Below are 11,942 nucleotides of genomic sequence, written 5' to 3'. Positions count from 1 at the left end.
AACGAAAAGATCAGTGAGAATCTGATCCGCCGAAAGCCCAAGGTTTCCTGAGGAAGGCTCGTCCGCTCAGGGTAAGTCGGGACCTAAGGTGAGGCCGACAGGCGTAATCGAAGGACAACAGGTTGAAATTCCTGTACCACCGTAAACCGTTATGAGTGATGGGGTGACGCAGGAGGGTAGTGACGCGAGCTGATGGATGCTCGTCCAAGCAGTGAGGCTGGTGTGTAGGCAAACCCGCACACTTTAAGGCTGGGCTGTGATGGGGAGGGAAAATTACAGTACCGAAGGTCATGATCTCACACTGCCAAGAAAAGCCTCTAACCAGGTGAAGGTGCCCGTACCGCAAACCGACACAGGTAGGCGAGAAGAGAATTCTAAGGCGCGCGGAAGAACTCTCGTTAAGGAACTCGGCAAAATGACCCCGTAACTTCGGGAGAAGGGGTGCCCCGGTAGTGTGAATAGCACGAGGGGGCCGCAGTGAAAAGGCCCAAGCGACTGTTTAGCAAAAACACAGGTCTGTGCGAAGCCGCAAGGCGAAGTATACGGGCTGACGCCTGCCCGGTGCTGGAAGGTTAAGGGGAGCGGTTAGGGAGTAATCCCGAAGCTGTGAACCGAAGCCCCAGTAAACGGCGGCCGTAACTATAACGGTCCTAAGGTAGCGAAATTCCTTGTCAGGTAAATTCTGACCCGCACGAATGGCGTAACGACTTGGGCGCTGTCTCAACGAGAGATCCGGTGAAATTTTAATACCTGTGAAGATGCAGGTTACCCGCGACAAGACGGAAAGACCCCATGGAGCTTTACTGCAGCTTGATATTGGATTTGGGTACGATCTGTACAGGATAGGTGGGAGCCTTTGAAACCTGAGCGCCAGCTTGGGTGGAGGCGCCGTTGGGATACCACCCTGATCGTATCTAGGTTCTAACCTGGTACCGTAATCCGGTATGGGGACAGTGTCAGGTGGGCAGTTTGACTGGGGCGGTCGCCTCCTAAAGAGTAACGGAGGCGCCCCAAGGTTCCCTCAGAATGGTTGGAAATCATTCGAAGAGTGCAAAGGCAGAAGGGAGCTTGACTGCGAGACCTACAAGTCGAGCAGGGACGAAAGTCGGGCTTAGTGATCCGGTGGTACCGCATGGAAGGGCCATCGCTCAACGGATAAAAGCTACCCTGGGGATAACAGGCTTATCTCCCCCAAGAGTCCACATCGACGGGGAGGTTTGGCACCTCGATGTCGGCTCATCGCATCCTGGGGCTGAAGTAGGTCCCAAGGGTTGGGCTGTTCGCCCATTAAAGCGGTACGCGAGCTGGGTTCAGAACGTCGTGAGACAGTTCGGTCCCTATCTGTCGTGGGCGTAGGAAATTTGAGAGGAGCTGTCCTTAGTACGAGAGGACCGGGATGGACGTACCGCTGGTGCACCAGTTGTTCCGCCAGGAGCATGGCTGGGTAGCTACGTACGGACGGGATAAGCGCTGAAAGCATCTAAGCGTGAAGCCCCCCTCAAGATGAGATTTCCCAGTATGTAAGACCCCTTGTAGACGACGAGGTAGATAGGTTGGAGGTGGAAGTGCAGCAATGCATGGAGCTGACCAATACTAATCGGTCGAGGGCTTATCCTAAAAGCTTTCTTACAGAAAGCTTGCTACGGAAGCATATGCTTATATAAAATGTAGATTCGTTTCGTATCTAGTTTTCAGGGAGTCAAATTCCTGAATGTGTTTTGAAACCACTCTTGGTTATACAATTTGTATACCGAGGTTATGCTTGGAGAGATACCCAAGTGGCTATAAGGGGACCCTCTGCTAAGGGGTTAGACTGCGTAAGCGGTGCGAGGGTTCGAATCCCTCTCTCTCCGCCATTTGAATCACATCTTAGCAAGTTTTAGTATGGCGGCGTAGCTCAGCTGGCTAGAGCGTACGGTTCATACCCGTGAGGTCGGGGGTTCGATCCCCTCCGCCGCTACCATACATACCTGGAGGCTTAGCTCAGCTGGGAGAGCATCTGCCTTACAAGCAGAGGGTCGGGGGTTCGATCCCCTCAGCCTCCACCATCATATGCCGGTGTAGCTCAATTGGTAGAGCAACTGACTTGTAATCAGTAGGTTGGGGGTTCAAGTCCTCTCGCCGGCACCATCTAATAATGCGGGACCGTGGTGTAGAGGCCTAACATGCCTGCCTGTCACGCAGGAGACCGCGGGTTCGAATCCCGTCGGTCCCGCCATTATTATTTACTTCATCTATACGCTTGATATAGATTGAAGATGATGTTTTGTATAGTGAATTTCCACAGCGTAAAGTGGGAAGATTAAGATCACCCGCTTTATTTTTGCATGTATGGCTCGGTAGCTCAGTCGGTAGAGCAGAGGACTGAAAATCCTCGTGTCGGCGGTTCGATTCCGTCCCGAGCCACCTTATATGGAGGCTTAGCGAAGTGGCCAAACGCAGCAGACTGTAAATCTGTTCTCGTACGAGTTCGGTGGTTCGAATCCATCAGCCTCCACCAGTTGTAAGAGCCATTAGCTCAGTTGGTAGAGCACCTGACTTTTAATCAGGGTGTCGAAGGTTCGAGTCCTTCATGGCTCATCACAAAGACCATTAACCTTTCGGTTGATGGTCTTTTTGTCTTTTATGGCCTGACGATCTGATGTGCATAAGAAGTGTGGTTTTCGATTTTATATAGGAATATGGTAAGATGATTAATAAAAATGGCAAAGTGGTGGATGACATCAATGGTGGAGATGGAAACATTACGAAGCAAGTTGGAGCAAGTCGTAGGCGGAACGTTACATATGAAGGAGCTGAGCAAACAGCAGTCGGAGGCGGTTTATTTACCCGTTTCGGTATCCAGCAAGGCTTCTTCGAAGAAAGGGAAGCAGACCGAGCATAGAAGCCTCCAGGATGTGGTGATGGTGGAGGACAAGGTTTGGTTCCCGCTGTTTATCAAGAACGGGCGGGTACACGTAATTGAAGCCAGTTCTGAGCTGGTCAATGATGAAGTATCCCGCTTGATCGGTGTACTGCTGTCTGCGGTAAGAGAACAAACGGGTGATGCCGTGGAAGCCCAGGGTGATGAGGAACGGGAACTCCTGAGGCTCAGTCAATGGATTCAAGAGCAGCTCGACCTGGGACACGGCGATGCCGAATTGCCTGACGATTTGGAACTAAAACGTCTGCTTTCCACAGAGATGACTCCCTTTTTGCTGACTTGTGAGAGTATCCATGCCTCCGATGTTAAGGGGAGCCAGCTGAAAAAGCTGCTGCGCAGCTACTTCGATGGAGAGGTGGTGCTTGCGGCTCTGCGCGACAACGAGTGGCTCATCTTGGCCAGAAAAGAACTGGTGGCCGGCAGCAATGACGAGAAAGAAGAGGATAACGGCGAATCGGAAACAGACATGCTCTCCGCGTTCAGTATGGGGCTCTATGAGCTGATTGCAAGCGAATGGGTTGGTGCTTTTCATCTATCCGCCGCGCCTTCGTTCATCCCCTTGAAGTCACTGCCGGGCACGGTAGGCATGCTTCGGGAAACCATTTTTTTGGGACGGACGTTTCATGTGTCGGAGCATGTCCACTTCCCATGGGAGCTGCTGCTGGAGCGTTTAATCTACAGCATCCCGATGGAGCAGCGCCGCCGCTTTCTCGAACAGGCAGGGGACCACGGCGTATTGTTCAGCGACAACGAGACGTTGTCGACGCTGGAGACTTTCTTTCAGCTCGACTGCAATGTCAGCGAGACGGCGAAGCGACTATATATTCACCGGAATACCCTTTTATACCGGCTCGATAAGATCAAACAAGAGACCAATCTGGACGTTAGAAGCTTTGGGGACGCGGTTTTGGTGAAGCTGACGATGCTATTGTATAAAGTGACGAAAAGAAAATAGGTTTTTTGTGCAGATTGTGTATAGCCAGTCTGCGAGATGTTGGGTAATATATAACTATCATAATGTATTCGATTTCATAACTATACACTAAGGGGGCAAATTCACATGGCAGGTGTACGTTTAGAGCATATTTTCAAAAAGTATCCGGGTTCTGACAAAGCAACAGTTATGGATATCAACCTTGATATCAAGGATAAGGAGTTTCTGGTGTTGGTAGGTCCTTCCGGTTGCGGTAAATCTACGACGCTTCGTATGATCGCCGGTCTGGAAGAAATCTCTGACGGTAAACTTTACATTGGCGACCGCGTCGTGAACGATGTAGCTCCTAAAGACCGCGATATCGCGATGGTGTTCCAGTCCTACGCTTTGTATCCACACATGAACGTATACCAAAACATGGCCTTTGGTCTGAAGCTGCGTAAAGTGAAAAAGGATGAAATTGATAAACGTGTACGTGAAGCTGCGAGAATCCTCGATATCGAGCATTTGCTGGATCGTAAGCCAAAAGCTCTTTCCGGTGGTCAACGTCAGCGTGTTGCCTTGGGACGTGCGATCGTGCGTGATCCTCAAGTCTTCCTGATGGACGAACCGCTTTCCAACTTGGACGCTAAACTTCGTGGTCAGATGCGTGCGGAAATCACGAAACTGGTGAAACGCCTTGAAACCACTTGTATTTACGTAACACATGACCAGACGGAAGCCATGACGATGGGCGACCGTATCGTAGTTATGCAGGACGGCATTATTCAACAAGCCGCTTCTCCGGAAGAACTGTACAACAATCCAAACAACCTGTTTGTTGCCGGCTTTATCGGATCGCCTACCATGAACTTTATCAACGGAACACTCAGCGAGTCCAACGGTTCTGTACGCTTCAAATCCCAAGGACTTGACGTAGAAGTTCCAGGCGGTAAAGCGCAAATCCTGAAGAGCAAAGGCTACATCGGCAAAGAAGTGATCATGGGCGTTCGTCCGGAAGATATTCATGAAGAGCCTGTATTCCTGGAAGCATCTCCGAATACGATCTTCACGGCCCATGTAGACGTAACAGAAAACCTTGGTCACGAAATGCTCCTCTACCTGAGCGGATTGGGTAACGACACCGTTATCGCCCGTGTAGACGGACGTTCTACGACTCGTGAAGGCAACAGCGCTCGTTTGGCTGTCGACATGAACAAAATTCATATCTTCGACAAAGAGTCTGAGCTGAACGTATTGTTGGCTGACTAATTCCAGGCGGAATGCCTGAAGATGAAGAGCCGCCCTTTCGGGCGGCTCTTTTGTATTAGGAGCGAATAGGCGGCTGACATTGCATTCATGGGAAATATCATTTACGATGGGTACATTAGAAAATTCATGGTTTGACCGGCGGCAGTCGGCTGACAGAAGAGCCAGCTGATAGAAAGGGAGACGTGAAATGGCTAAGAAAGTAAGAGTATCTGAATTGGTCCAGCAATTTCAGCTGGAGGTCATTTCAGGGGAACACGGCCTGAGACGGGCCATCACGACAGACGATTTAAACAGACCGGGTCTGGAAATGGCAGGTTATTTTGAATATCATCCTGAGGAACGGGTGCAGCTGCTGGGACGAACGGAGCTGGCCTTTTTTGCCATGCTTACGGCAGAAGAACGGAAAGAACGGATGGAGCGCCTGTGCAGCAGCGAGGAGACGCCTTGTATTGTTGTCACGAGAGGGCTTGAGGTGCCCGAGGAATTGATCCATTTTAGCCAGGAAAAGAACCTGCCCATCCTGCGGAGCAATATGGCGACGACCATCCTATCCAGCCGGATTACCGGCTTTCTGGAGAGAAGGCTGGCACCGACCACTACCATTCATGGCGTATTGTGCGACGTCTATGGGGTAGGCATGCTGATTACCGGCAGCAGCGGCATCGGCAAGAGTGAAACCGCACTGGAATTGGTCAAACGGGGCCACCGGCTGATCGCTGATGATGCGGTGGAAATCCGGCAGACCTCGGACTTTCAGCTGCATGGATCGGCTCCTGAGCTGATTCGCCATCTGCTGGAGATCCGCGGTGTCGGGATCATCAACGTCATGACCTTGTTCGGAGCCGGAGCAATCCGGAACAACAAACGAATTACGCTTGTCGTCAAGCTTGAGGCCTGGCAGCAGGATAAACAGTACGACCGGCTCGGACTGGATGAAGAAACGACCAAAATCATCGATACCGACATTCCTCTCGTGACCATTCCAGTACGTCCGGGACGTAACCTTGCGGTCATCATCGAAGTGGCGGCCATGAATTACCGGCTGAAGCAAATGGGTCTGAATGCGGCCCTGCAGTTTACGAATAAGCTCACAGCCACCATTGCAGAAGATATGGACGATATGGACTAGGAGAGTGGATACATGGCTACATTGCTAATTAATCCGATCGCTTTCTCGATTGGATCCCTGTCAGTTCACTGGTACGGTCTGATCCTGGGCTTGGGGGCGCTGGTTGGCCTCCTCCTGGCCATCCGGGAAGGCAGAAGATTCGGCATTATGCCTGAATTTTTCATGGACTTGCTGCTGCTGGGAGTACCGTCGGCTATTATCGGGGCGCGGATCTATTTCGTGGCCTTCATGTGGGACGATTACAAGAACAACCTGCTGGACATTTTTAAAATATGGAACGGCGGGATTGCCATCTACGGTGCGCTGATCGGAGCGATCATTTGCGCCATCATCTATTTCCGTTACAGAGGGTACAACTTCTGGCGCATTGCCGACATTTGTGCACCCAGCCTGCTTACGGGGCAAATGATCGGTCGCTGGGGCAACTATGTGAACCAGGAAGCGTACGGCGGTCCGGTGAATGAGTTTTTCCTGCGGAACAATTTGCATTTGCCTGCTTTTATCGTAGACCAAATGAACGTCGAGGGTGTATACCACCATCCGACCTTCCTGTACGAATCGTTATGGAGCCTGGTGGGCATCATCATTTTGTTTATTCTCCGTCGGCAAAAGTTTTTGCGCGCGGCTGAATTGTTCCTTTCTTATTTTATTTGGTACTCGATCGGGCGGTTCTTTATCGAAGGACTGCGGACGGACAGCCTTGCTTTTAAGGGTCCGGAATGGCTGGCATCGATGGTTAACGGTTTGTGGAAACCGATGGAGTGGATGGGATTCGAGCATGGTGCGCTTGACCCGAACTACGGAAATGTCCGCATTTCCCAGCTGCTGGCGATCCTGATTATCGTCGTCGCCATCGTATTGATTATTGTGCGCCGTACAACCGGTCAGGCGAAGGAGCACTATCTGGATCCGATCGTCTCGACGAAAGCGCCGAAAGATACGGTGCCGGAAGCAACTGCGCTGGATCATGATGCTAAAGTAGAACCCGTTGCTACCCCTGAGCACCGCGAGGAGAACGCCGTAGTGGAGGACAAAAAGGAGTAACGACAGCATGATAGATACCGTACTGTTTGATTTGGACGGAACGATTATTGATACGAATGAATTGATTATCAGCTCGTTTATGCATGTACTGGAGAAGCACGTCCAGCCCCCCCTGACTCGGGAAGTGATCATTCCAAAAATGGGGATGACGCTGGAGCAGCAGCTCCAGTTTTTCTCGGGGAGCGAGGATGTGACCCATTTTCACCAGGCTTACCGGACTTATAACGACGCTCGTCACGACGAGATGGTGCAGCCTTTTCCGCATGTGCTGGAGGTAATCAAGGAACTGGACCGGCGCGGCATTACGATGGGGGTTGTGACCACCAAAAACAAGCCGGGGACGTTCCGCGTGCTGGAGATGTTCGGGCTGGACAAGTATATGAAGACGATTGTTACGGTGATGGACGTCGAGCATCCCAAACCGCATCCGGAGCCGGTGCTGATGGCCATCAAGCAGCTTGGAGCAGATCTAGAAGCAACGTTGATGGTCGGGGACAGCCCGGTGGATATTCAATCCGCCAAGGCGGCTGGCGCCCGGTCTGCCGGGGTCGCTTGGTCGCTGAAAGGCGAGAAGGTGCTCCGCGAGTATAATCCGGATTACATACTGCATGATATGACCGATTTATATTCCTTGGTGGAACAGGAGTAAGGCGATTGTGAGCAGAAACGTGACCCGTTACCCGGTCGAAGGCCCGAATGCGCTGTGGCAAATCTATAGAACGGTCAGCCCTTGGAAAGGGGTTAAAAATTTCATATGTATACAAGCGGCCCGGTACTGCCCGATTCTTCCGCTAAAGAATTGGATCTACCGTCACCTGCTGGGGATGAAGGTGGGAGAGCATGCCGCCTTTGGCCTGATGGTCATGGTGGACGTGTTTTTTCCCGAGAACATTACGATCGGGGACAATTCGGTGATCGGGTACAACACGACGATTCTCGCCCACGAATATCTGATTAAGGAATACCGGCTGGGACAAGTCCTGATCGGCAGCAATGTGCTGATCGGAGCAAATACGACCATTTTGCCGGGAGTCACGATTGGGGACGGCGCTGTCATTGCCGCCGGGTCCGTCGTTCACAAGAGCGTGCCGGCGGGTGCCTTTGTCGGCGGTAACCCGCTGCGCGAGCTGAGACGTTCGGATTCGAAAACGGAGGAGGATGCGCATTCCTCGTCCGTGCCGGCATCGGATGAATAATGGCAGCGGCCGCACATACGAAAACATTCAAAAGCTTGGATTTTGAATGTTTTTTTTGTATCAAGCCGAGGCAAGTGCACGGAAGTGAAACGTATGGCAATTGACGAATCTGCCTTTTCATGTTAATATAGCCATTATTCTTTACTTTGGTAGTATGGTAGCACTTTAATGTGATGAAGAAATATAACTGTTCGAGGTGATGGGACGTGACCAAGCCGAAAGGTTTTGAAAAGCCTTCAGGCGTCCGCGATTATGTGCCTTATGCGGTCTCCAAGCTGCGCCGGATCGAGCGCGACGTGCTTGACTGCATGAGCCGCTGGGGTTACCGGCAAATCATGACGCCGACGATGGAATATTACGATACGGTAGGCGTGGCAAGCTCCACGTCGGACCGCAAGCTGTTTAAATTGTTGAATAACCGGGGCACCACACTGGTGCTTCGTTCGGATATGACGGCTCCGATCGCCCGGGTGGTCTCGTCGCTGCTGAAGGAAGAGCCTCTGCCCATCCGGTTGTCTTACCACGCGAACGTGTTCCGGGCCATTGAGGAAGAAGCCGGACGGGAAGCGGAATTTTTTCAGACCGGCGTCGAGCTCGTCGGTGACGATTCACCCGAAGCGGATGCCGAGGTCGTGGCGCTGGCCATCGAGTCTTTGAAGGCGGCGGGTGTGTCTTCTTTTAAAATCGCCATGGGCCACGTTGGGTTTCTCAACGGGTTGTTTGATGAAATCCTCCCGGGATCAACCGAAGCTCAGCAATCACTGAAAGAGGGACTGCTCAGCCGCGACTTCGTCGGTTTCCGTAAAACGATCAGCGAGCTGGGTGTAACGGATGAACAGCGGAATTGGCTCGAAGGACTTCTCCGTCTGCGCGGAGGCCAGGAAATTTGCGATCAGGCGCTGGAGCTGAGCGGTCATCCGCTCGCAAGAGCATCCATCAGCCATTTGTGCAAAGTATGGGAGGTGCTGGAGGCGTATGGCGTGTCGGAGCACGTGCTTATCGATCTGACGATGATCGGAGACTTTTCCTACTATACAGGAATGACGTTTGAAGGCTACGCCTCCGAGCTTGGCTTCCCGGTCTGCAGCGGCGGACGGTACAACAATCTGCTGAAGCAGTTTGGACGGGACGTTCCGGCGACGGGATTCGCGCTGAAAACGAACCGTATTCTAGATGGCGTCAACGGCGTGCAGGAAGCGGCTGTGCTGCCTGTTCTCGTCCGATATGACGCAGCTCATCGCAAGGAAGGCCTGGCGGAGGCGGCGAGGCTTCGTGCGCAGGGACAATCGGTTGTTACGCTGTTGATCGACGGAGATCATACCGGCCCGGATGCGGCGCAACCAGGGGCGACCAGCCAAGCTTATGGAGAGGTTATCACTTATGGCGGGAGTTTGGGGTAAAGGGAACCTGGGGCAGGATTCGAAAAACATAAACAGCGAATTGAGATAGATCAACAATTAGAAGCAGGAGGGAGAACGTTGGCAGAAACTCTAAAAGTGGCGATGCCGAAAGGGCGGATCTATAAAAAAGCGTCGGCATTGTTCCGTGAAGCCGGTCTTCCGATCCCGGAAGAGGTCGATGAGTCGCGCAAACTGGTCATTCCGCTGCCGGAGCTGGGCATGGAATTCATCCTGGCCAAACCGGTGGATGTGCCGACCTTCGTGGAATACGGCGCCGCGGACATCGGCATCGTCGGCAAGGACGTAATGATGGAAGAAAACCGCGATGTCTACGAGCTGCTGGACTTAGGTATCGCCAGATGCCGGATGTCCGTGATCGGTCTGCCCGACTGGAAGCCGGGCATTCAGCAGCGCGTGGCAACGAAGTACCCGAACGTGGCGTCGCAGTACTTCCGCGAGCAGGGGCAGCAGGTCGAGGTGATCAAGCTGAACGGCTCCATCGAGCTTGCGCCGTTGATCGGGCTTTCCGATAGGATCGTCGATATGGTGGAAACTGGTCAGACGCTGCGGGAAAACGGTTTGGTGGAAATGAACAGCATCTTTGAAATAACGAGCCGCCTGGTGGCCAACCGGGTGAGCTACCGGATGAAGAACGGGCAAATCCAGTCGCTCTGCGACCGGCTTCAGAAAGTGATTTCCGCTTCGGAATAGTTCGGGATAAAGCCAAGCAGAGTGGATGGCGAAGAGATAGCAGAGGGGGAGAATGGGATGAAAATCGTACCGGTTGAGGATTTTGATCTGCGGCGGGAGGTCGAGTACGGCACGCCGGAGCAAAATGCAGCCGCCAAACGGATCGTGCAGGACGTAAAGCAGGAGGGCGATGCAGCGCTGCTCCGGTACACAGAAGAGCTCGACCGCACGAAGCTGACGGGATCGGGCCTGCGCGTGACTGAAGAGGAGCTGAAGGCGGCCTACACAAAGGTTGAGCCATCGTTCGTCGAAGCGATTTCGGCTGCGGCGCGCAATATTCGCGCGTTCCATGAGAGAGAGAAAAGAAACTCCTGGATGGATCTGCAGCCTGACGGCAGCATCTTGGGGCAAATCATCCGTCCGCTGAAGCGGGTCGGCGTCTATGTGCCGGGCGGGAAAGCGGCCTATCCGTCGTCCGTGCTGATGAATGTCATTCCGGCCCAGGTGGCGGGCGTTCCGGAGATCGTCATGGTGACACCGCCGGCGACGGGCGGAAAAGAGGGCATCAACCCGTATATTCTGGTGGCGGCCGCGGAAGCCGGCGTCCATGAAATTTACCGGGTTGGCGGTGCCCAGGCCATCGCGGCACTGGCGTACGGCACGGAGACGATTGCGCCGGTGGATAAGATCTGCGGGCCGGGCAATATTTATGTCGCGCTGGCCAAGCGGGAAGTATACGGTGCGGTCGACATCGACAGCATCGCCGGGCCGAGCGAAATCGTCGTGCTGGCCGACGAGCAGGCCGACCCCGAATTCGTGGCGGCCGACCTGTTGTCCCAGGCCGAGCATGACGAGATGGCGTCCGCGATTCTGGTGACGCCTTCGCGGCAGCTGGCGGACGCGGTCGCTGCCGAGGTGAAGCGGCAGCTGGAGAGCCTGCCCCGCCGGGATATCGCGGCGGCTTCGGTGGAGGGCTACGGAGCCATCATCGTGGTGGAGTCGCTGAAGGAAGGCATATCGGTCGTCAACCGGCTGGCGCCGGAGCACCTGGAGCTGATGGTCCAGGATCCGATGGCGATCGTCGGGCTTATCGAGAATGCCGGGGCGATTTTCCTCGGAGCATACAGCTCCGAGCCGGTAGGGGACTATTTTGCCGGGCCCAACCACATCATTCCGACAAACGGCACGGCCCGGTTTTCTTCACCGGTCGATGTCGATGATTTTATTAAAAAGTCCAGCATGATCTACTACAGCAAGGAAGCGCTCCTGAAAAACGGCGAAGCCATTATGGAGCTGGCGCGCGGCGAGGGGCTGGAAGCGCATGCCCGGGCCATTGAGGTCCGGCTGAAACGCGAAATCGAAGGGAGAGACTAAA

The 11,942-nt window shown here is 53.4% G+C and carries 9 protein-coding genes, 8 tRNA genes and 1 rRNA gene (1 of these 18 cut by a window edge); all 18 read left to right on the top strand.

The genetic code is table 11. The features are described from left to right. Window positions 1-1,617: ribosomal RNA gene (locus GCU45_RS16270) — 23S ribosomal RNA — on the top strand; it begins 1,312 nt to the left of the window's first position. A gap of 147 nt (window positions 1,618-1,764) precedes the next feature. Then, window positions 1,765-1,856 (top strand) — tRNA-Ser (locus tag GCU45_RS16265). A gap of 30 nt (window positions 1,857-1,886) precedes the next feature. Next, window positions 1,887-1,963: transfer RNA gene (locus GCU45_RS16260), tRNA-Met, on the top strand. Window positions 1,964-1,972: 9 nt separating this feature from the next. Continuing rightward, window positions 1,973-2,048, top strand: a tRNA-Val gene (locus tag GCU45_RS16255). Between the two features lie 6 nt (window positions 2,049-2,054). Further along, window positions 2,055-2,130 (top strand) — tRNA-Thr (locus GCU45_RS16250). An 11-nt stretch (window positions 2,131-2,141) separates the two neighbouring features. Then, window positions 2,142-2,218 (top strand) — tRNA-Asp (locus GCU45_RS16245). A 115-nt stretch (window positions 2,219-2,333) separates the two neighbouring features. After that, a tRNA-Phe gene (locus GCU45_RS16240) sits at window positions 2,334-2,406 on the top strand. Between the two features lie 8 nt (window positions 2,407-2,414). Next, window positions 2,415-2,500: transfer RNA gene (locus tag GCU45_RS16235), tRNA-Tyr, on the top strand. 7 nt (window positions 2,501-2,507) lie between these two features. Then, a tRNA-Lys gene (locus GCU45_RS16230) sits at window positions 2,508-2,580 on the top strand. A gap of 155 nt (window positions 2,581-2,735) precedes the next feature. Continuing rightward, window positions 2,736-3,878, top strand: coding sequence for a PucR family transcriptional regulator (locus tag GCU45_RS16225; RefSeq protein ID WP_244364110.1), 1,143 nt, complete (start codon window positions 2,736-2,738; stop codon window positions 3,876-3,878). 105 nt (window positions 3,879-3,983) lie between these two features. Beyond that, a complete protein-coding gene (locus GCU45_RS16220) occupies window positions 3,984-5,108 on the top strand; it encodes an ABC transporter ATP-binding protein (RefSeq protein WP_145027392.1) in 1,125 nt (374 codons plus the stop codon). A gap of 187 nt (window positions 5,109-5,295) precedes the next feature. Beyond that, window positions 5,296-6,237 (top strand): HPr(Ser) kinase/phosphatase, encoded by a 942-nt coding sequence (hprK, locus tag GCU45_RS16215; RefSeq protein WP_152399661.1) that lies wholly within the window; start codon window positions 5,296-5,298, stop codon window positions 6,235-6,237. A 12-nt stretch (window positions 6,238-6,249) separates the two neighbouring features. Then, complete coding sequence (gene lgt / locus GCU45_RS16210; RefSeq protein WP_089549417.1) at window positions 6,250-7,281, top strand: prolipoprotein diacylglyceryl transferase; 1,032 nt, start codon at window positions 6,250-6,252, stop codon at window positions 7,279-7,281. Window positions 7,282-7,288: 7 nt separating this feature from the next. Next, window positions 7,289-7,930 carry a pyrophosphatase PpaX gene (gene ppaX / locus GCU45_RS16205; RefSeq protein ID WP_152399660.1) on the top strand — a complete coding sequence of 214 codons (642 nt, stop codon included), beginning with the start codon at window positions 7,289-7,291 and terminating at the stop codon, window positions 7,928-7,930. A 7-nt stretch (window positions 7,931-7,937) separates the two neighbouring features. Continuing rightward, on the top strand, window positions 7,938-8,477 hold the full coding sequence (locus GCU45_RS16200; RefSeq protein WP_076173194.1) for an acyltransferase: 540 nt from the start codon (window positions 7,938-7,940) through the stop codon (window positions 8,475-8,477). A 206-nt stretch (window positions 8,478-8,683) separates the two neighbouring features. Beyond that, window positions 8,684-9,877, top strand: coding sequence for an ATP phosphoribosyltransferase regulatory subunit (locus GCU45_RS16195; RefSeq protein WP_152399659.1), 1,194 nt, complete (start codon window positions 8,684-8,686; stop codon window positions 9,875-9,877). 78 nt (window positions 9,878-9,955) lie between these two features. Then, complete coding sequence (gene hisG / locus GCU45_RS16190) at window positions 9,956-10,588, top strand: ATP phosphoribosyltransferase (RefSeq protein WP_152399658.1); 633 nt, start codon at window positions 9,956-9,958, stop codon at window positions 10,586-10,588. Between the two features lie 57 nt (window positions 10,589-10,645). Continuing rightward, window positions 10,646-11,941: a histidinol dehydrogenase gene (hisD, locus tag GCU45_RS16185; protein WP_152399657.1), complete on the top strand. Its 1,296-nt coding sequence runs from the start codon at window positions 10,646-10,648 to the stop codon at window positions 11,939-11,941. The last annotated feature ends 1 nt before the right edge of the window (window position 11,942 follow it).

Source organism: Paenibacillus cellulositrophicus, assembly GCF_009363095.1.
Taxonomy (GTDB): domain Bacteria; phylum Bacillota; class Bacilli; order Paenibacillales; family Paenibacillaceae; genus Paenibacillus_AQ; species Paenibacillus_AQ favisporus.
This window is presented reverse-complemented; position numbering and strand designations above follow the sequence as displayed.